19 protein-coding genes are annotated in these 19,689 nt (G+C 71.3%); 10 read left to right on the top strand and 9 right to left on the bottom strand.

Features of this window, described 5'->3' with window-relative positions; all coding sequences use genetic code 11:
* The first annotated feature begins 133 nt into the window (after nt 1–133).
* Nucleotides 134–1,969, top strand: a complete 1,836-nt coding sequence (locus ACIBUY_RS33140; RefSeq protein WP_365572515.1) for an ABC transporter ATP-binding protein — start codon at nt 134–136, stop codon at nt 1,967–1,969.
* Nucleotides 1,966–3,756: an ABC transporter ATP-binding protein gene (locus ACIBUY_RS33135; RefSeq protein ID WP_365572518.1), complete on the top strand. Its 1,791-nt coding sequence runs from the start codon at nt 1,966–1,968 to the stop codon at nt 3,754–3,756. The genes ACIBUY_RS33140 and ACIBUY_RS33135 overlap by 4 nt, the downstream gene beginning before the upstream one ends.
* A 29-nt stretch (nt 3,757–3,785) precedes the next feature.
* Here ACIBUY_RS33135 and ACIBUY_RS33130 read toward each other — a convergent pair whose 3' ends face one another.
* Nucleotides 3,786–4,580: a metal-dependent hydrolase gene (locus tag ACIBUY_RS33130; protein WP_365572521.1), complete on the bottom strand. Its 795-nt coding sequence runs from the start codon at nt 4,578–4,580 to the stop codon at nt 3,786–3,788.
* 133 nt (nt 4,581–4,713) lie between these two features.
* Between ACIBUY_RS33130 and ACIBUY_RS33125 the strand changes: the two genes are divergently transcribed.
* The 3 genes from ACIBUY_RS33125 to ACIBUY_RS33115 all read left to right on the top strand — a co-directional run bounded on the left by ACIBUY_RS33125 (nt 4,714) and on the right by ACIBUY_RS33115 (nt 8,754).
* Nucleotides 4,714–7,287: a DUF3516 domain-containing protein gene (locus ACIBUY_RS33125; RefSeq protein WP_365572524.1), complete on the top strand. Its 2,574-nt coding sequence runs from the start codon at nt 4,714–4,716 to the stop codon at nt 7,285–7,287.
* An 82-nt stretch (nt 7,288–7,369) separates the two neighbouring features.
* Nucleotides 7,370–8,242 (top strand): acyl-CoA thioesterase II, encoded by an 873-nt coding sequence (locus ACIBUY_RS33120; RefSeq protein ID WP_365572527.1) that lies wholly within the window; start codon nt 7,370–7,372, stop codon nt 8,240–8,242.
* The gene (locus ACIBUY_RS33115) at nt 8,239–8,754 is read left to right on the top strand and encodes a tetratricopeptide repeat protein (RefSeq protein ID WP_399154566.1); all 516 of its coding nucleotides are present in this window, start codon (nt 8,239–8,241) and stop codon (nt 8,752–8,754) included. The genes ACIBUY_RS33120 and ACIBUY_RS33115 overlap by 4 nt, the downstream gene beginning before the upstream one ends.
* Nucleotides 8,755–8,774: 20 nt before the next feature.
* On the opposite strand, the gene ACIBUY_RS33110 is transcribed toward ACIBUY_RS33115, so the two are convergent.
* Nucleotides 8,775–9,707, bottom strand: coding sequence for a DUF6397 family protein (locus ACIBUY_RS33110; protein WP_399154565.1), 933 nt, complete (start codon nt 9,705–9,707; stop codon nt 8,775–8,777).
* A 186-nt stretch (nt 9,708–9,893) separates the two neighbouring features.
* Entirely contained in the window at nt 9,894–10,307 is a 414-nt protein-coding gene (locus tag ACIBUY_RS33105) for a roadblock/LC7 domain-containing protein (protein WP_365572536.1), read from the bottom strand.
* A 117-nt stretch (nt 10,308–10,424) separates the two neighbouring features.
* Here ACIBUY_RS33105 and ACIBUY_RS33100 point away from each other — a divergent pair, with 117 nt between their 5' ends.
* Nucleotides 10,425–10,853, top strand: a complete 429-nt coding sequence (locus ACIBUY_RS33100) for a PPOX class F420-dependent oxidoreductase (protein ID WP_365572539.1) — start codon at nt 10,425–10,427, stop codon at nt 10,851–10,853.
* 12 nt (nt 10,854–10,865) lie between these two features.
* Here ACIBUY_RS33100 and ACIBUY_RS33095 read toward each other — a convergent pair whose 3' ends face one another.
* The 5 genes from ACIBUY_RS33095 to ACIBUY_RS33075 are packed head-to-tail and all read right to left on the bottom strand — an operon-like array spanning nt 10,866 to nt 15,720.
* Complete coding sequence (locus ACIBUY_RS33095; RefSeq protein ID WP_365572542.1) at nt 10,866–11,474, bottom strand: ATP/GTP-binding protein; 609 nt, start codon at nt 11,472–11,474, stop codon at nt 10,866–10,868.
* The gene (locus ACIBUY_RS33090; RefSeq protein ID WP_365572545.1) at nt 11,455–11,931 is read right to left on the bottom strand and encodes a DUF742 domain-containing protein; all 477 of its coding nucleotides are present in this window, start codon (nt 11,929–11,931) and stop codon (nt 11,455–11,457) included. Before ACIBUY_RS33090 ends, ACIBUY_RS33095 begins: the two co-directional genes overlap by 20 nt.
* A 17-nt stretch (nt 11,932–11,948) precedes the next feature.
* A complete protein-coding gene (locus ACIBUY_RS33085) occupies nt 11,949–12,392 on the bottom strand; it encodes a roadblock/LC7 domain-containing protein (protein WP_365572547.1) in 444 nt (147 codons plus the stop codon).
* A complete protein-coding gene (locus ACIBUY_RS33080; protein ID WP_399154564.1) occupies nt 12,389–14,899 on the bottom strand; it encodes a nitrate- and nitrite sensing domain-containing protein in 2,511 nt (836 codons plus the stop codon). Before ACIBUY_RS33080 ends, ACIBUY_RS33085 begins: the two co-directional genes overlap by 4 nt.
* A 44-nt stretch (nt 14,900–14,943) precedes the next feature.
* A complete protein-coding gene (locus tag ACIBUY_RS33075) occupies nt 14,944–15,720 on the bottom strand; it encodes an MHYT domain-containing protein (RefSeq protein WP_399154563.1) in 777 nt (258 codons plus the stop codon).
* A gap of 216 nt (nt 15,721–15,936) precedes the next feature.
* Between ACIBUY_RS33075 and ACIBUY_RS33070 the strand changes: the two genes are divergently transcribed.
* Complete coding sequence (locus tag ACIBUY_RS33070) at nt 15,937–16,536, top strand: methyltransferase domain-containing protein (RefSeq protein ID WP_365572556.1); 600 nt, start codon at nt 15,937–15,939, stop codon at nt 16,534–16,536.
* A 21-nt stretch (nt 16,537–16,557) separates the two neighbouring features.
* Here the strand turns inward: ACIBUY_RS33070 and ACIBUY_RS33065 are convergent, their stop codons facing one another.
* Nucleotides 16,558–17,310 carry an alpha/beta fold hydrolase gene (locus ACIBUY_RS33065; RefSeq protein ID WP_399154562.1) on the bottom strand — a complete coding sequence of 251 codons (753 nt, stop codon included), beginning with the start codon at nt 17,308–17,310 and terminating at the stop codon, nt 16,558–16,560.
* Nucleotides 17,311–17,424: 114 nt separating this feature from the next.
* Between ACIBUY_RS33065 and ACIBUY_RS33060 the strand changes: the two genes are divergently transcribed.
* The 3 genes from ACIBUY_RS33060 to ACIBUY_RS33050 all read left to right on the top strand — a co-directional run bounded on the left by ACIBUY_RS33060 (nt 17,425) and on the right by ACIBUY_RS33050 (nt 19,608).
* Nucleotides 17,425–17,958: a PadR family transcriptional regulator gene (locus ACIBUY_RS33060; RefSeq protein ID WP_399154561.1), complete on the top strand. Its 534-nt coding sequence runs from the start codon at nt 17,425–17,427 to the stop codon at nt 17,956–17,958.
* Nucleotides 17,959–18,095: 137 nt separating this feature from the next.
* Entirely contained in the window at nt 18,096–18,437 is a 342-nt protein-coding gene (locus ACIBUY_RS33055; RefSeq protein ID WP_365572565.1) for a hypothetical protein, read from the top strand.
* 322 nt (nt 18,438–18,759) lie between these two features.
* Nucleotides 18,760–19,608, top strand: a complete 849-nt coding sequence (locus ACIBUY_RS33050; RefSeq protein ID WP_365572568.1) for a hypothetical protein — start codon at nt 18,760–18,762, stop codon at nt 19,606–19,608.
* The last annotated feature ends 81 nt before the right edge of the window (nt 19,609–19,689 follow it).

Here is a 19,689-nt window from a genome sequence, read left to right as displayed (position 1 = left end):
CGCCTTCTCGCCTTCTCGCCTTCTCGCCTTCTCGCCTTCTCGCCTTCTCGCCTTCTCGCCTTCTCGCCTTCTCGCCTTCTCGCCTTCTCGCCTTCCCGCCTTCTCCGCTTCCGCCTTCGAGCTCTGGGACGTCATGCAGATCTCCGACCTTCCGTATCCCGACCCGGGCGTGCCCGACGCACGCTCCGGCCCCCGGTTCCTGCGCTGGCTCGGCCGGAACCAGCTCGGCGGCCAGTTCAAGTCCCTCGCCTGGGGGCTGCTGCACTTCACCTCGGTCGCCTCCCTCCCCTTCGGTGTGGGCTACGCCGTACAGGCCGTCGTCGACGGCTCCGGCGCCCGGCTCGCCGTGGCCGGCGCGGTGATCGTGCTGCTGGGCATCGCCATCGCCGTCGGCGACACGATGCTGCACCGCACCGCGGTCACGAACTGGATCACGGCGGCCGCCCGCGTGCAGCAGCTGCTCGCCCGCAAGACCGCCGCGCTCGGCTCGGCGCTCACCCGGCGGGTCGCCGCGGGCGAGGTCGTCGCGGTGTCCACCGGTGACGTGGAGAAGATCGGCTGGTTCGTCGAGGCGCTCTCCCGCTTCGCCGCCGCCGCGCTCACCGTCGTCATCGTCTGTGTCGGCCTGGTCGTGTACCAGCCCGCACTCGGCAGCGTCGTCGCGATCGGCATGCCAGTGCTCGCCCTCGCCGTGCTTCCGCTGCTGCCGCGCGCCACCCGGCGCGCGGACCACCAGCGGGAGAAGGCGGGCCGGGCCACCGAACTCGCCTCGGACACCGTCGCCGGACTGCGCGTGCTGCGCGGCATCGGCGGCGAGGAACTCTTCCTCGACCGCTACCGCCGCGCCTCGCAGGAGGTCCGCAAGGCCGCCGTGCGCAGCGCCCGCATGTGGTCACTGATCTCCTCCATCCAGGTCCTCCTCCCGGGTCTGCTGCTGATCGTGATCGTCTGGTACGGCGTCCACCTCGCCCGCGAGGGCCGGATCACCGTGGGCGAACTGGTCACCGTCTACAGCGCCGTGATGATCCTCAACTACCCGCTGCGGCACTTCGAGGAGATCGCCATGGCGTACTCCTTCTCGCGTCCGTCGGCACAGCGCGCGGCCAGGGTGCTGTCCCTGGAGCGCACCACCGACCCGGCGGGCGGGCTGCGCGACACCGACGCCCCGACCGGTGACCTGTACGACCCGGCGACCGGTCTGCTCGCCCCGGCCGGCCGGCTCACCGCCGTGGTGTGCGGCGACCCGGATCTCGCGGGGCGCCTCGCCGACCGTCTCGGCGGCCACGCCCCGGGTGACGAGACCGACGCCGACGCGGCGACGGTGCCGTCCGTGCTCCTGGGCGGGGTGCCGCTGGACGAACTGCCGCTGGACACGGCGCGTACGACGGTGCTCGTGCAGGACAAGGACCCGGTGCTGCTGTCGGGCACGCTGTCCGAACTGCTCGACATTCCGCGCACCGGATCCGTCCGCCCGGACGAGGCCCTGGCCGCGGCGCAGTGCTCGGACGTCCTCGACGCCCTTACCCAGGCGTCCCTGGACGACGACCCCATGAGCGCGCGGATCACCGAGCGCGGCCGGTCCCTCTCCGGTGGCCAGCGCCAACGCCTCGCCCTCGCACGCTCATTGGTCACCGACCCCGAGGTGCTGGTCCTCGACGAGCCGACGTCCGCAGTCGACTCGCACACCGAGGCCCGCATCGCCCAGGGCGTCCGCGCCCTGCGGCACGGCCGCACCACGGTGGTCCTCACCTCCTCGCCCCTGCTGCTCGACCGCGCCGACCGCGTGGTCCTCGTGCACGAGGGAGAGGTCGCCGCGGTGGGCGAGCACCGCGAACTGGTGCACAGCGAACCCCGGTACCGCGCGGTCGTCACGCGGGAGACGGACGACGAGGCCGCGGCCCGCTCCCGTGCCGGGGCGGGCACCGGGTCCGACATCGACATCACGATCGACATCGAGGAGACGGCATGATCGGCGTAGCGCCTCCGGCCTACGACCCGGCGGCCCCCACCACCGCGAACACCCTGCCGGTCGGCGCCCCGGCCACCGTCCGCGCCTATGTGCGGGAGCTGTATGTGCGGCACCGGCGCGCCTTCCTACTGCTGATCGGCGTGAACACGGTCGCCGTGGTCGCCTCGATGACCGGCCCCTATCTGCTGGGCGGTGTCGTCCAGGACGTGGCGGACGGGGCCGGTTCCCTCCAGGGACTCCATCTGGAGCGCACCATCGCCCTGTTCGCACTCGCCCTGGTCGTCCAGGCGGTGTTCGTGCGCCAGGTGCGGTTGCGCGGGGCGATGCTCGGCGAGCGGATGCTGGCGGATCTGCGCGAGGACTTCCTCGTGCGCTCCGTCGGCCTGCCGCCGGGTGTCCTGGAGCGGGCCGGCACGGGTGACCTGCTGTCCCGGATCACCACGGACATCGACCGGCTCGCGAACGCCATGCGCGAGGCCGTGCCCCAGCTGTCCATCGGGGTCGTGTGGGCGGGCCTGCTCATCGGCGGTCTCGCGGTGACGGCCCCGCCACTGGCCCCGGCGATCCTGGTCGCCGTCCCGGTTCTGGTGCTCGGCTGTCGCTGGTACTTCAAGCGTGCGCCGTCGGCGTACCGCTCCGAGGCCGCCGGGTACGCGGCCGTGGCCACGGCACTCGCGGAGACCGTGGACGCCGGGCGCACCGTCGAGTCGCACCGGCTCGGCGACCGCCGCGTGAAGCTGTCCGAGCAGCGTGTCAAGGAGTGGACGGCGTGGGAGCGCTACACGCTGTATCTGCGCTCCGTGCTCTTCCCGGTGATCAACACCGTGCACACGACGGTGCTTCTGTCGGTCGTACTGATCGGCGGCGTCTTCGTCCTGCAGGGCTGGATCGACGTCGGCCAGCTCACCACGGGCGCACTCATCGCGCAGATGCTGGTGGAACCGGTCGGCCTGATCCTGCGCTGGTACGACGAGCTGCAGGTCGCCCAGGTGTCCCTGGCCCGCCTCGTCGGCGTCCGCGACATCGAGCCGGACGCGGGCGACGCCTCCGTACGGCCCGACGGCCGCGACGTGCGCGCGGACGAGGTGCACTTCGGCTACCGCGAGGGCGTCGACGTGCTGCGCGAGGTGTCCCTCGGCGTCGCACCGGGAACGCGGCTCGCCCTGGTCGGGCCGTCCGGCGCGGGCAAGTCCACGCTCGGCCGGCTGCTCGCCGGGATCTACGCCCCGCGCCTCGGACAGGTCACCCTCGGCGGCGCCGAGCTGTCCCGGATGCAGGCGGAGCAGGTGCGCTCGCACGTCGCCCTGGTCAACCAGGAGCACCACGTCTTCGTGGGCTCCCTGCGTGACAACCTCCGGCTCGCCAGGACCGGGGCCGAGGACGCCGAGCTGTGGGCGGCCCTCGGCGCGGTCGACGCCGACGGCTGGGCCCGCGGCCTGACCGACGGCCTCGACACGGAGGTCGGCTCCGGGGGCACGGCGCTCACCCCGGCGCAGGCGCAGCAGATCGCACTGGCCCGCCTCGTCCTCGCCGACCCGCACACGCTGGTCCTGGACGAGGCGACGTCGCTGCTCGACCCGCGTGCGGCCCGGAACCTGGAGCGCTCGCTCGGCCGCGTCCTCGACGGTCGTACGGTCGTCGCCATCGCGCACCGCCTGCACACGGCGCACGACGCGGATGTGATCGCCGTGGTCGAGGAGGGCCGGATCCGGGAGCTCGGCAGTCACGACGAGCTGGTCGCGGCCGACGGGGCGTACGCGGCGCTGTGGCGGTCCTGGCACGGGTAGCCGGACCAGGGGGTGGGGCGCGGCCGGGCTCAGATGAAGTTGAGCGCGGCCGCGCAGCCCACTCCGCCGAGCAGCATGAACACCGGCATGAGGACCTTCAGCTCGATCCAGCTTCCGGCCCGGAACCGCATCACCTTCGGCGGCCCGATCGGGTACCAGCGCTTGCGGCCGATCGGGATGGGCCACAGGATCGGGCAGCCCGAGACGGTGAGAGCGTCCCCGATGTCGTGCACGAGCGCACCGAGCACGATCGGCAGGCCGAGCCACAGGTACTCCTGGCCCGGCGCGGTGAACAGCCAGTCCGCCCCGTTGCCCGGCTTGTCCAGGACGCCGGCCAGGATCCAGGCGCTGGTCGCCGCGAGCAGCCACACCAGAACGTCGCTGCTCGAGCCCCGCGCGGCCCGCCACAGCAGGCCTTCGATGGCGAGCACCATGTGGACGAACAGGATCCCGAGGACCGTCCAGCGTCCCCCCGTGATCGCGGCGGCCGAGGTGCCCGCCCCGATCAGGACCGCCCACAGCCACGTATGGGTGAGGGTGCGGTGTCCGCCGGAACGACGCGGGTCGCCCTGCTTGCGGGTGGCCTTGTAGACGGCGTACGAGATCTTGTCGACGATCTCGCACAGCCCGCGGGACAGCGGTCCGAAGGCGCGCGAGATGGTCGCCGACTTGTGGTCGAGGTCGGGGGCGAGGGCCGCCCCCGCACAGATCAAGGCTCCGACCAGCAGGACCGGCCAGGGCATCGGGTGCCCGGCGGCCGCCGCGGCCGCGCCCACCCCCAGCCAGGCCGCCGCTCCTGACAGCGAGTGTGCCGGTCCCATCATGGCTGTGATCCGCCCCTGTCCTCGTAGTGTCTGCGGCTCGCGCCGAGCCTGCATGTCCCCTGTACCGACGCCGTGTTGAGTTCTGCGGGTTCCCCATGGCCTGACGTCCCGTCGGCGCCTCAGCGTAGCGTTTGTGATCTTCGTACGGGCATCCGATTGCCGGAACGGGTGGAAGGACAGGCAAGATGGTGACGTGACCCTTATCGATCAGCTCCCGAAGACCGCCGACCCGGACGCCCTCTACGACGCCTTCGAGTCGTGGGCGCAGGAGCGTGGTCTCACCCTCTATCCGCACCAGGAGGAGGCGCTGATCGAGGCGGTGTCGGGGGCGAACGTGATCGTCTCGACGCCGACCGGATCCGGCAAGAGCATGATCGCGGCCGGTGCGCACTTCGCCGCACTCGCCCGGGACGAGGTCACCTTCTACACGGCTCCCATCAAGGCGCTGGTCTCCGAGAAGTTCTTCGAGCTGTGCAAGCTGTTCGGCACGGAGAACGTCGGCATGCTGACCGGCGACGCGTCCGTGAACTCGGACGCACCCGTCATCTGCTGCACCGCCGAGGTCCTCGCCTCCATCGCGCTGCGGGACGGCGCGCGGGCCGACATCGGCCAGGTCGTCATGGACGAGTTCCACTTCTACGCCGAGGGGGACCGCGGCTGGGCCTGGCAGATCCCGCTGCTCGAACTGCCGCAGGCGCAGTTCATCCTGATGTCGGCGACGCTCGGCGACGTCGCGATGTTCGAGAAGGACCTCACGCGTCGCACGGGCCGTCCCACGTCGGTGGTGCGCTCGGCCACCCGCCCGGTCCCGCTCTCCTACGAGTACCGGCTCACGCCGCTCACCGAGACGCTGACCGAACTGCTCGACACGAAGCAGGCGCCGGTCTACATCGTGCACTTCACACAGGCGCAGGCCGTCGAGCGCGCACAGGCGCTGATGAGCATCAACATGTGCACGCGCGAGGAGAAGGACAAGATCGCCGAGCTGATCGGCAACTTCCGCTTCACCACCAAGTTCGGCCGCAACCTGTCCCGTTACGTACGGCACGGCATCGGCGTCCACCACGCCGGCATGCTGCCGAAGTACCGGCGGCTCGTCGAAAAGCTTGCCCAGGCGGGCCTGTTGAAGGTCATCTGCGGCACCGACACCCTCGGCGTGGGCGTCAACGTCCCGATCCGGACGGTGCTGTTCACCGCTCTCACCAAGTACGACGGCACGCGCGTGCGCACGCTGCGTGCCCGCGAGTTCCACCAGATCGCTGGCCGCGCCGGACGCGCGGGCTTCGACACGGCGGGCTTCGTCGTCGCGCAGGCGCCCGAGCACGTCATCGAGAACGAGAAGTCGCTCGCGAAGGCCGGCGACGACCCGAAGAAGCGCCGCAAGGTGGTCCGCAAGAAGGCACCGGAAGGCTTCGTCGGGTGGACGGAGACGACCTTCGAGAAGCTGATCGCCTCCGAGCCCGAGCCGCTCACCTCGCGTTTCCGCGTCACGCACACGATGCTGCTCTCGGTCATCGCCCGCCCTGGCAACGCGTTCGAGGCGATGCGCAAGCTGCTCGAGGACAACCACGAGCCGCGCAAGGCCCAGCTGCGGCACATCCGCCGGGCCATCGCGATCTACCGCTCGCTGCTCGACGGCGGCATCGTCGAGAAGCTGGACCAGCCGGACTCCACGGGCCGCGTCGTTCGCCTCACCGTGGACCTGCAGCAGGACTTCGCGCTGAACCAGCCGCTGTCGACGTTTGCCCTCGCCGCATTCGACCTGCTCGACCAGGAGTCGCCCTCGTACGCGCTGGACATGGTGTCGGTCGTGGAGTCCACGCTCGACGACCCCCGGCAGATCCTGCACGCCCAGCAGAACAAGGCCCGCGGCGAGGCCGTCGCCCTGATGAAGGCGGACGGCGTCGAGTACGAGGAGCGCATGGAGCGCCTCCAGGACATCTCGTACCCGAAGCCCTTGGAGGAGCTGCTCTTCCACGCGTACAACACGTACCGCACGAGCCACCCCTGGGTCGGCGACCACCCGCTGTCCCCGAAGTCCGTCATCCGCGACATGTACGAACGGGCGCTGACCTTCACCGAGTTCACCTCGTTCTACGAGCTCGCGCGCACCGAGGGCATCGTCCTGCGGTACCTGGCGAGCGCGTACAAGACGCTCGACCACACCGTGCCGGACGACCTCAAGTCGGAGGACCTGGAGGATCTGATCGCCTGGCTCGGCGAGATGGTGCGCCAGGTCGACTCCAGCCTCCTGGACGAGTGGGAGCAGCTCGCCAACCCGGAGGTGATGACCGCCGAGGAGGCCCAGGAGAAGGCCGACCAGGTCAAGCCGGTCACGGCGAACGCGCGGGCCTTCCGGGTCCTGGTGCGCAACGCCATGTTCCGCCGGGTCGAACTCGCCGCCCTCGACAACGTCCACGAACTCGGTGAGATGGACGGCGAGTCGGGCTGGGACGCGGACGCCTGGGGCGAGGCCATGGACGCGTACTGGGACGAGTACGAGGACCTCGGCACGGGCCCGGACGCCCGCGGACCCAAGCTGCTCATGATCGAGGAGGATCAGGAGCACGGCCTGTGGAAGGTCCGCCAGACCTTTGCCGATCCGAACGGCGACCACGACTGGGGCATCAGTGCCGAGGTCGACCTCGCGGCCTCCGACGCCGAGGGCCGCGCCGTCGTCCGGGTCACGGACGTCGGCCAGTTGTAGATCCCGGAGCGGGCGGACGATAGTGTCCGCCCGCGCCCACGCGCCGGAGTTCTCCGGCCGCGCACACGAGAGAGAACCACGCATGACGAATCCTGCGGAGCGGCTCGTCGACCTGCTCGACCTGGAGCAGATCGAGGTCAACATCTTCCGCGGGCGCAGCCCGCAGGAGTCCCTCCAGCGCGTCTTCGGCGGGCAGGTCGCGGGACAGGCACTGGTCGCGGCGGGACGCACCACGGAGGGCGACCGCCCCGTGCACTCGCTGCACGCGTACTTCCTGCGCCCGGGCCGTCCGGGTGTGCCCATCGTGTACCAGGTCGAACGGGTCCGCGACGGCCGCTCGTTCACCACGCGCCGCGTCACCGCCGTGCAGCAGGGCCGCACGATCTTCAATCTCACCGCCTCCTTCCACAAGCTCGAAGAGGGAGCCTTCGAGCACCAGTTGCCGCCGGCCCGTGAGGTGCCGGACCCGGAGTCCCTGCCGACGATCGCCGACGAGATCAGGGGCCATCTGGGCGCCCTGCCCGACGCGTTGGAACGCATGGCGCGCCGCCAGCCCTTCGACATCCGCTACGTGGACGGGCTGCGCTGGACCCCCGAGGAGGTCGAGGCCGCCGAGCCGCGCAGCGCCGTGTGGATGCGCGCCGTGGGTCCCCTGGGCGATGATCCGCTCGTGCACACCTGCGCGCTCACGTACGCCAGCGACATGACGCTGCTCGACGCGGTGCGTCTGCCGGTCGAACCGCTGTGGGGTCCGCGCGGATTCGACATGGCCTCGCTCGACCACGCCATGTGGTTCCACCGTCCTTTCCGTGCCGATGAGTGGTTCCTTTACGACCAGGAGTCCCCGATCGCGACGGGTGGCAGGGGCCTGGCCCGCGGGCGCATCTACGACATCGAGGGACGTCTGCTGGTGTCCGTGGTCCAGGAGGGCCTGTTCCGGAAGCTCGAGGCATGACAGGGCCGGAAGCCGATCGCGACGCACTGCTCGCGCAGGCGGTGCGGCTGCGCGAGTCGGGGCGCCGTGAGGAGGCCCGCACGCAACTCCTCGCGCTGCGCGGGGAGTTCCCCGATGACGCGCAGGTCGCCTACCAGACCGCCTGGGTCCACGACACTCTCGGCCTGGAGGCCCAGGCCGTGCCCCACTACGTCGCCGCGGTCGCGGGCACCGGCCTGTCCGAGGAGGAGCGCCGCGGCGCCCTGCTCGGTCTCGGCAGCACGTACCGCACACTCGGCCGGCACGCCGAGGCCGTGGCCACGCTGAGCGCCGCGGCCGCCGAGTTCCCCGAGGACAACGCACTCAAGACGTTCTTGGCGATGGCGCTGTACAACGTGGGCCGCGCTCACGACGGCATGCGGCTGCTGCTCACGGTGCTGGCCGCGACCAGCGCCGACCCGGATCTCGTGGGGTACCGGCCGGCCATCGAGCACTACGCCCGGGATCTGGACGCTGTCGAGGGCTCCGCGTAACGCTGCCGCACGCCGGGCCGTCAGCCTCGTCTACCGAGGAGGCGCCCCCACAGCCCCCGGGCCGGCCGATCCGCCGGGAGTTCGGGGACCGATTCGGGGACGGAAGTGTCCTCGGGAACAAGGGCGAGTACGGACTGCCGGGCGGGCAGGGCATCCCCGACGGGTCCGCCGGCGAGGCCTGATGCGAGGCCCGGCTCGGGCCTCGTGGGCCGCGGCGCCGGACGCAGGTCCCGCGCTTGGGCCAGGCTCAGCAGCAGATTCGCCCGCAACCAGCTGATCTCGTCGGGGTCGTCGGCGATCAGGATGCGCTCGACGACCCGGGCCGCCGGTGACTCGGGCGCTCCGTACCAGGACTCCTCGGGTCGAAGGCGCTGCAAGTAGGCGCGCTCGTAAGGGTTCTCGACGAGTTCGGCGAGTTGCGCGGGGTCCAGGAGCGTGGCCATCGCCGCGGCCCGCTCCCAGGGATCGCTGCACTGGCCGAGCAGATAGCCCGCGTGGCGGGAGCGCCATCGGCGCGGCCTCAGGTCCTCACCGGCCGTGAGCCGGGCCCGCATCTTGTCGGGTGCACGGCCCGTCATCAGCGGCGCATGGAGCTCCGAGTCCGCGAACTCCCTGAGTTCCTGGGCCAGATACAGCCACACCACGGTGCGGTATCGGTTCAAATAAAATTTCGCGGGCGTGAGCAGGCCCGCGCGGGCGAGCCGGGTGAAGCGGGTCGGCGGGATGCCCATCAGCGCGGCGCCCTCCGCCGTCCCCACCACCCTGACCTGATCGCGCAGGGCCTGCGGAAAGCCCTCCGCGTCGCGGATCCGCTCGATCTCCTCGCGGGGAACGCGGCGCCTGCCGCCGTCCGGTGCCGCGACGGTACGGATGCGGCCGAGTCGTACGGCGAGGTCGAACTCGCCCCGTTTGAGCCCCAGTTCGCGGGCCGCGCTGCCCTGGGGCCTGGTCATGATGTCGCCTTGCACGATGGTTCTCCCCCGTCGGTCGATGACGCCCGGTCACTGTCCGTGACCGCTCGGGAAAACCGTAGCCCGGATCGGAATTCTCCGTCCGGGCCTGTGGATAACTTCGCCGATCCCTACGTCACCGCAGGTCAAAGGCGCCATAGATGTCAGAGGCGTCAGGGCGTCAGGGCATCAGAGGTCAATGACGGGCATCCGCTCCGGATGCCTTGCCCCGACCGCGAGGTGCTCGCCGACTCGGTTCACGAGCAGCGTCATCTCGTACGCGACCTGGCCGATGTCGGCCTCGGCGGAGCTCAGCACGCACAGGCAGCTGCCGTCCCCGGCGGCGGTGACGAAGAGTACGGCCTCGTCGAACTCGATCATCGTCTGGCGCACGCCGCCCGCACCGAAGTGCCGACCGGATCCCTTGGCGAGGCTGTGCAGTCCGGAGGAGACCGCGGCGAGATGCTCGGCATCCTCACGGCGCAGCCCCGTGCTGGCCCCCGTCACCAGCCCGTCGTTGGACAGGACCAGGGCGTGTCGCACATGTTCGACGCGCTGCGTCAGGTCGTCCAGCAGCCAGTCGAGTCCCGTGTTCTGCCCCATGATCCCGTCTCCCCGCTTCTGTGGCGTCCCGCCCCGGGAGGGGACCGCTCCCCTGCCCGGAGGATCTCTCTCGCCAGCCTTCCCCACGGTCGGCGTCCGGGCAAGCAGGATGGACCCATGGCACACAAGATGACCGATGAGGAATGGCGGGCCTTCGTCTCCGAGGGCACGCACACCGCAAAACTGTCGACCGTACGGGCCGACGGCAGTCCGCACATCGCGCCCGTCTGGTTCGTCCTGGACGGCGACGACATCGTTTTCAACACCGGCAAGGACACGGTCAAAGGCCGCAATCTGGCACGCGACGGGCGCGTGGCCCTGTGCATCGACGACGAGCGACCGCCGTTCTCGTTCGTGACGATCCAGGGCCGCGCCGAACTCAGCGAGGACCCCGCCGAGTTGCTGGATTCGGCCACCCGGATCGGCGGCCGGTACATGGGTGCGGACCGTGCCGAGGAGTTCGGCCGGCGCAACGCGGTACCGGGTGAACTCGTCGTCCGCGTACGTGTCGAGAAAGTCGTCGCCCTCGGCAGCGTCTCCGACTGACCCCGTCCCGTCTCAGCCGACGGAGTCGAGGAGCCGGGCGGTGTGCATCCGCCCGGCGTACTCGACCAGCCGGATCAGCACCTCCTTCCCCGAGTCCCGGTCGCGCGCGTCGCACAGCACCACCGGCGTCCCACGGTCGAGGTCGAGGGCCCGCGCCACGTCGTGCGCCCCGAACGCCCGGGCACCCACGAAGCAGTTGACCGCCACGACGAACGGGATGCGCCGGTGCTCGAAGTAGTCCACGGCGGGGAAGCAGTCTTCGAGCCGTCGGGTGTCCGCGAGGACGACGGCGCCGAGCGCGCCCTGGGACAACTCGTCCCACAGGAACCAGAACCGGTCCTGGCCCGGTGTGCCGAACAGGTAGAGCGAGAGGCCGCTCCTGATGGTGATGCGGCCGAAGTCCATGGCCACGGTCGTGGTGGTCTTGCGGGACACGGCCGCGGTGTCGTCCACGGACTCGCCGAGCTCGCTGAGTTGTTCCTCGGTGCGCAGGGGACGGATCTCACTGACCGCGCCGACCAGGGTGGTCTTGCCCACCCCGAATCCGCCCGCGACCAGAATCTTCAGGGCCAGTGCGGTGCTGCTGCCACCGGCCGTCGCGTCAGAGTGCTCGGAGCCCATCGATGACTTCTCTCAGAATCTTCTCGTCGGGTAGCTGAGCGGGCGGCACCGGCCGACTGACCTTGACACAGGCCAGTTCCAGCAGGTCGCCGAGGAGCACCCGGACCACGCCCACGGGCAGGTCGGTCCCTGCGGCGAGTTCGGCGACCGTCTGCGTCTCGACCCGGCACAGCTCGATGATCGAGCGGTGCTCGGGCCCGAGGGCGGTGTCGTCGTGGGTGTCGGGCGCGGCGGAGTCGAGCGACACGAGGGCGATCAGGTCGAACCGCATCGCCTGTGGGCCGGCCGTGGTCCGTCCGCCGGTCATCGCGTACGGGCGCACGAGCGGTCCTGCCTCGTTGTCGAACCACTGGCTGCCCTGGTCCTGGGGGCTGCCGCGCTTTTCATGGCCTACGTGGGCGTCACCTCGGTACGCCCCCGCCTCCTGGTACGGCTGCTCGAACATGTCGTCATCCATGACGCGGGCCGTCCCGCTCAGCCTGCGGTGGGCGGGTGACCGGCGAACCGGGGCGCTGTGTAGAGGTGTTCGCCGACACGCTTCACCAGGCGGGCCATCTCGTAGGCGACGAGTCCGATGTCCGCGGTGACGGCGCTCAGGACCGCGAGGCAGGAGCCGTCGCCCGCGGCGGCCACGAAGAGAAAGCCGTCGTCCATCTCGACCATCGTCTGGCGCACTCCTCCGGTGCCGAAGTGCCGCCCCGTCCCTTTGGCGAGGCTGTTGAACCCGGAGGCGACGGCGGCCAGGTGCTCGGCGTCCTCGCGGCCGAGGCCGTTGGAGGCGCCGACGGCCAGACCGTCGTTGGACAGGACGACGGCGTGCCGCAGTTCGGGGACGCGGAGCACCAAGTCGTCAAGGAGCCAGTCGAGTTCACCCGAGCCGTGGGGCGTGCCCTGGGTCGTGGTCGGTTCCTTGATCATGTGAGGTCTCCTTCATTGCTGTCGCTGCCGGGCGGGCGTCCGCCGCCTCTGACCCAGCCGTCCCGGAAGGACGCCATACGGGCCCGGACCTGTTCGGGGGTGCGGTCGCCGGGCTCCGTCACGCGCACGGGTGCTGCCGGTGCGGCGGGGCGCTCGCGCAGCTGGGGTGCGAGGTGCGCCTGGCGTACCCGGCGCGGGAGCCCGTCCCCGTCGGGGACCTCTTCCTGCTCCGTGACCGCCTGCTTGCGCAACCGCAGGGCGGTGACGCCCGGTGGGTGCGCGGTCTCCTCGGCCTCCTGCCGGTCGGGGCCCGCCGAGGGCGCGAGCGCGGGGCGTGGGGCCGGTGCGGGGACGGAGTGACCGTTCATGGGCGCTGCTTCGGGCTCGGGCGCGCGCACGTAGTGGCGCTGCCGCTCTTCGGACGGTGGGGGCTCGCTGCCGGCCTGCAGAGCACCGTCCTTGTGCAACAAGGAGGTGGGCAGCAGGACGACAGCGGTGGTGCCTCCGTAGGGCGAGGTGCGCAGGTGCACCTTGATGCCGTGACGCTCGGCGAGCCGGCTGACCACGAAGAGGCCGAGACGGTCGCTGTCGAAGAGGTCGAGCGCCTCGGAGTGCGCGATGCGGTGATTCGCGTCGGCGAGGGTCTCCTTGCCCATGCCGAGGCCGCGGTCCTCGATCTCGATCGCGTACCCGTTGCCGACGGGCTCGCCGCTGATGCGCACCTTGGTGTGCGGGGGTGAGAACTGGGCGGCGTTCTCGACGAGTTCGGCCACCAGGTGGGTGAGGTCGGCGACAGCGGCGCCCGTGACGTTGGCCGCTGCGAGCTGACGCACCTCCACGCGCGCGTAGTCCTCGATCTCGGAGACGGCTGCCCGTACGACGTTCGTCAGCGGGACGGGCATCCGCCAGGCCCTGCCGGGCGCGGCTCCCGAGAGGATGATCAGGCTCTCGGCGTGCCGGCGCATACGGGTCGTCAGGTGGTCGAGGCGGAACAGGTCGCCGAGTTCGTTCGGGTCCTCGGCCCTGCGCTCCATCGTGTCGAGGAGTCCGAGCTGCCGGTGGACGAGGACCTGGCTGCGCCGGGCCAGGTTCACGAAGACCCCGGAGATGCCGCTGGCGAGCTCGGCGCGCTCGACGGCGGCGCGCAGGGCCGCGCGGTGCACGGTGGTGAGGGCTTCGGACACCTGGCCGGTCTCGTCCTCCGCGGGCGGCCCTTGCGGTGCCTCCTCCTGTACGTCGATCTCCTCGCCGGCCCGCAGTTTCCGCATGGCGTGCGGAAGTTTGCGTCCTGCGATCTCCAGCGCGGTGTTGCGCAGGCTGACCAGTTCGACGACGAGGCCGCGGCCGATCCGGACGGAGATGACGAGGGAGGCGGCGACGGCCACGAGCCCGAACAGAACGGCCGCTCCCGCGGGTGACACCAGTCCTCGGGTGACCGGGTCGGCCCGGTCCGCGGCACTGCGTGCGGCGTCCGCCGCAATGGCCCGCATGCCGTCCTGCACGGCCCTGTGCGCCGTGTCCCAGGTGTCCGCGGGTGCCGCGGCCAGTGCCTTGCGGCCGGGCTGCGCGATGAGCGTCCGGTCCTCGACGGCGCGCACGTCGCCGTACGCACTCCCCTCCACGAGGTGGTTCCAGGCGGCTCGTTCGGGTCCCCGCAGATCGGCCGCGGCTGCGTCGGCGAGGGTCCTTCGGGTGTCGACGGCGCCGGTGAACAGCCGGAGCCGTTCGCCCTCCAGCGCGGCTGCGAGACGGGCGCTGGTGAGGACGGCGTCCTCACGGGCGAGCATCTCGCCCGAGCGGCCGAATTCGAGCAGTACGCGCGCGTCGGAGCCGAGTTCACTGTCCTGGATGGCGGTGAGTGCTCCGCTCACCTTGTAGGCACTCCCGATGGTCCTGGTGTACTGCCCGTACGCGGTGTCCCAGCCCGCGTGCCGTTCCAGGACAGCGGTGCGTACGGTCCGCAGCCGCTCGGCGTCGGTGACGAAACTGCCCAGCCGTCCTGCCACTCCTGCCGGCAGGTCGGCGCCGTCGGCGACCGTGTGGGTCCTGTCGACGCGCAGAGCGGCCACGGCTCGGTCGGTGGCGGCCGCCAGCCTCTTGAGGTCGTCGCCGCGGGCGGGAGCGGGCTCCGTGGCGTAGGCGACGGCTGCGGTGCGCTCCGTCTGGAGAGCCGCGACCGCGGCTGCCACCGGGGCGCGTACCGAGCGGTCCACGCGCTGCAGTTGGGTGAGCCGGGCGACGTCCTGTGCCGTGCTGACGGTGGCGTAGGCCCACAGGGCGAGCAGGGAGACGACCGGCACCATGAGCAGGCAGACGATCTTGGCCCGGACGGTGCGGGGGCGCAGGCTCCTGCGTCCCGCGCGCGGGGGTGCCACGCTCCGGGCGGTCGCCGTGCCTGTGGGGTCCTCCTCGGCGGGCGGCCCGGCGTGGGCGCGGCGGCCACGCGCCGGGGGCGGCGGCATCTGTGGTGGATCGGAGCTGGGCGTGGTGCGGAGCGGCGGGCGCATGGCCTCCTCGATCCGGGGTCTGGGGCGGGGTCGGCGCAGGTCCGTCAACGGGCCAGGCTCTCCTCGGGCAGGGGGGCGACAGCCGCGGAGGCCTCGCTTTCGTCCGCGCTCGGGGAAAGCGCGACGAACGCCGAGGTCAGGAAGAGGTAGGAACCGAGTCCCACGGCGAGGGGAAAGATGAACTGCATCGCCGTCGCCCCGGGCAGTACGGCCGACGAGGGCGCGACCCGCACACTCACGGCCATCATTCCGGTGTAGTGCATGCTGCTGACGGCGCCGCCCATCACGAGCGAGGCGACGGCGACGGCCGCAGGCGACTTGATGTTGAGGCCGGCCCACAGGGCCGCGGTCGCGGCGACGACGGCGATCACCACGGAGAGCGCGACGAGCAGGGGGTCGTAGCCGACGTGTCCGTGCAGGCGCAGGGCGGCCATCCCGAGGTAGTGCATGCTGGCCACGCCGAGACCGGTCGTGAGGCCCCCCAGGACGAGGGCGCGCACCCGGTCGTGGCCGTAGCCGACGGCGAAGACCCCGATGCCGACGACGACCACGGCGACGACGAGGCTCAGGATGGTCAGCGGCACGTTGTAGCGGATCTCGGTACCGGTGACACCGAAGCCGAGCATGGCGACGAAGTGCATCGTCCAGATGCCGGTGCCGATGGCGGAGGCCGCGGTCACGAGCCAGTTGCGGCGGGCCCGTCCCGTCGCGTTCAGGGCGCGCACGGTGCAGCGCAGTCCGAGTGCCGCGCCGATGCAGGCCATCACGTACGACAGCACGGGCGTAAGCCAGCCGTAGGTGGCGTGGTCCAGGTGTCCCATGGCCCGGGAAGCTAGTCGCGGTGGGGGCGCACACCAGGGGCGCATTTCGAAAGCTGCTGGAATCTGACAGCAATACGCTTCTGAACGACCGCGTCAGGCTCGAACGTGTGCACCGCACGGGCATACGACGGTTTCGGTTCGGACAGGGACGTTTCGACCCGATGTCCCCCACAGGTGCCGCACGGGTTGTCGGTGCGCTGCGCAATCATGGAGCGCATGAGCGATGACCCCACACGTGTGCAGGAGTTCTTCGCGGCCAGGGCCGCCGACTGGGACTCCCGCTTCCCTGACGACGGCCCGGCCTACGAGGCCGCCGTGGCGGCACTGGGGCTGCGCCCGGGCAGCCGTGTGCTCGACGCGGGCTGCGGCACCGGCCGCGCGCTGCCACCACTGCGCGCCGCCGTGGGCCCTTCGGGAGTCGTCCTCGGCGCGGATCTGACCGAGGCCATGCTGGCGGCCGCCGTGCGGGCGGGCCGCGGCCGCGAGGGGCAGTTGCTGCGCACGGACGTGTCGAGACTGCCGCTGCGCACGGCAGCGCTGGACGCGGTGTTCGGCGCCGGCCTCATCTCGCACCTGCCGCAACCGGCGGAGAATCTGCGGGAGTTGGCGCGCGTGGTGCGCCCGGGCGGACTGCTCGCGCTCTTCCACCCCATCGGGCGCGCGGCCCTCGCCGCGCGCCAGGGGCGGCAGATCACTCCGGACGACCTGAGGGCGGAGCCCCGCCTGCGCCCGCTGCTCGCCGGTTCGGGCTGGCGCATGGAGTCGTACGTGGACGAGGACGCACGCTTCCTGGCGCTCGCGGTGCGCGAGGACTGACGTCACCGCCGTCCGCTCCCGCTACCCCCGGACGGCCCTCGCGAAGGCGTCCGGGGCGTCGAACATGACGTTGTGCCCCGCGTCCGGCACGTCGATGACCTCGACGCCCGCCGCCACCAGACCGTCCCTGCCCGGGAGTTCACCGCTGAGCGCACCTTGGAGGTACACCCGCTCGACCTTCAGGTCTGTCAGCATCCGGCGCATGGTGGGGTGGGTTCCACGGACGAGACCCATCGCGCTCCGGTGCAGGGCGAGCGGGTCGGCGAGACGCATGGTGGCGGCCCACAGCGGACCGACTTTCGCCAGTACGCGCGCGTGGCCCCCGCCCTGCACGTACGCGTCTTCTTCATAGGCCGCGATTCCACTGCTGCCCGCCGTGGGCTGCGGATGCGGATCGAGGTTCCCCTCGGTGACGACGAGACGCGACACGAGGTCGGCCCGCCGGTGCGCGAGGACGATCGCCACCGCGCCGCCCATGCTGTGCCCCACGATCTCCGCCCCGCTCACCTCCGCCGCGTCGAGCGCCACGGCCAGGGCATCGGCATGCTCCTCCAGCGTGTAGCCGAAGCCGGCCGGGCGGTCGCTGATGCCATGGCCCGGCAGATCGACGAACAGCGAGCGCCGCCCCGCCAGTTCGGGCCGGGCCGCGATGTGCGCGTGGTACACCGTCGAGGCGGATCCGAGCCCGTGGACATAGACCCGCGCCGGTTCATGACCCGCCGCTTCGGTCCACCGAATGTGACTGCCCGCCGTGTCGAAGCATGCCTGTCGCATGACGCCCTCCCTGTTCGCACTGTCTGCTCAGCCGTCGCCGCGACAATACATCGGTCACGTAGTACTACGTCAACGATGTACTGCGGAGTCGACCCCGTAGGCCACAATCAAGGAATGCTGGAGCTGGCCATCCTCGGATTCCTCTACGACGCACCGCTGCACGGCTATGAGCTGCGCAAACGCATCACGGCACTGACCGGTCACGTGCGACCGGTCGCCGAGAGCACCCTGTATCCCGCGATCAAACGTCTGGAGAAGGCGGGCCTCCTGGCGCGCGAGACACAGCCGGGAGCGGTCGCCGCGCCGCGGCACGTGCTGAGCCTGACCAAGGAGGGGCGCCTGGAACTCCGTCGCAGGCTGCGCGAGCCGGCCCGGTCCGACATCACCGACGAGAACCGCTGGTTCACCGTGCTCGCGTTCCTGCGCCACCTCGAGGACCCGCAGGATCAGGCGGACGTACTGCAGCGCAGACTCGACTTCCTGGAGGAGCCCGCGAGCTTCTTCTACGAAGGTGGACGCCCGCTGCGCGCAGAGGAGTTGGGCGATCCGTTCCGACGGGGCATCCTCACCATCGCGCGGGCCACGAGCCGCGCCGAGCTCTCCTGGCTGCGCGCCACGCTCAAGGACCTGGAAGCGGACGGCTGCTGACTCTTCTCCGGGCCCGGCTCGGGCGGGTCTGACGGACGCCTCCTTCTGCCACCATGGGTTCAACTGCACGACGGGCAAAGGACGTTGCGCGGTCGATGACGACACGGGGGACATCGACAGGGGGACGGTGACACGTGATGCTCAGCAGAGTCCGCAAGACGTGGAGTGCCTGGCGCAAGAAGGTCGCGCGTCATGAAGAACGGCCGAGAAAGGGCGAGCGCGCCGCCCGCCGCGCCGACGGGCAGACTGCCGACCGGCGGCGTCCGCACAACCTCTTCGAGGCGGCGGCGACGTATGTGACGGCGTGCGTGGAGGACGACCAGGAACGCCTCGAGGAAGCCGCGGGCTGGGTGGAGCCGAGCGCACTGGTCTTCGGCGTCAACGAGTTGGCGTGCCGGGCACTCATCGCCCTCGCCCGGGAACGGGACGAGTCGCCCCGGGTCGTGGCGCGCAGCCTCCTCGGCCTGCCCGCGGCCTGAGGTCGGGTCGGCGCATCGCAGCGGGCGCGCACGCCGCGTCGTACGCGCCCGTAAGCCCGGAAGCGCTCGGAAGCCCGGAAGCGCTCGGAAGCCCGGAAGAGCCGAGAGCCCGGAGGAGTTCGGAAGAGCCGGTGAAAGCCCGCCTGTGCGAACGAGACCCACCAGGCGAAGCACACAAAGTGCACACGGGACGTCGACATGCCGTCCACCGTCGGCGTACACACCCCGGACGACCATTGCCTTTCCTGGTCATCGCCCCTGTACGGGGTCGTACGCGAGTGGCTAAGGTCGCGCCGACGGATTGATCTCAGGGGAGGCTGGCATGACCGGGACGGACGACGCCGTCGTCGCAGGGGACGACGCGCTGTACGTACTGACGGCGGTGTTGTTGACCCCCGCGAAGTTCCCGAGCGTGCTCGGCGACGACTACCCCGAGGCGTGTGCCGCGCTGGGGCTCGCTCCGCTGGCCGACGGCTACGGCCTGGTGCTCGGCCAGGACGCGGAGGGTGCGCGCTGGACGGTCGTCGTCGATGACGTGTCGCTGGTGGCCGTGGCGATCGCCTCGTGGGACTGCGGCATGGAGTACGCGTTGTCCCCCGACGAGGACAGCATGGTCGCCGCCCTGCCGGGCTGGCCGCTCGCGCTCGCGGTGGCGGCGCCCGGGGTCCCCGCGCCGCACGACCCCGCACCCGACCCGGAGACCGCCGACATGCCGCCCCTGTGCCCGCCGGACACGCAGACGTGGGGTCCGGCACAGCGGCGCCTGGGGGCGGACGAGATAGCGCTCCAGTGGGCCGTGTGGCGCGAGCAGATCGACGATGCCGAGTTCGTCACGCAGGCCGCCGCCCAGGCGCCCCAGGAAGGCGCCGACAAGGCCGAGGAGCCGCCCGCCGCGGGCAGTTCGCACCAGGGCGTCCGGCGCGTCCTCGCCGAGGCGCGTGCCTATGTGGACGCTCCGCCGCCGCTGGGGCGGGTGCGGTCCGCGTTCGCGTCGGGCGACGCTCGGACCCTGCGCGCCGACGGTCCGGGCTGGTCGATGGTGGCACGTACGGACGACATCGCCTTCATCCTGCTCGACGACGAACCCGGCGAGGTGCTGCCCGTGGGCCGTGGACCCGAACTGCCCGGCCTTCTCGAAGCACTCGACAAGATGGCCGTACGCCCGGCCTGAACCGCCGCCCCCACACAGGGCGTTCGTCCTCCATGTGGTCCCGCCCCATGGAGGAGCCCGGGTTCCCCCTCGACGATGAGG

The organism is Streptomyces sp. NPDC050085, assembly GCF_044460595.1.
Classification (GTDB): Bacteria; Actinomycetota; Actinomycetes; order Streptomycetales; family Streptomycetaceae; genus Streptomyces.
This window is presented reverse-complemented; position numbering and strand designations above follow the sequence as displayed.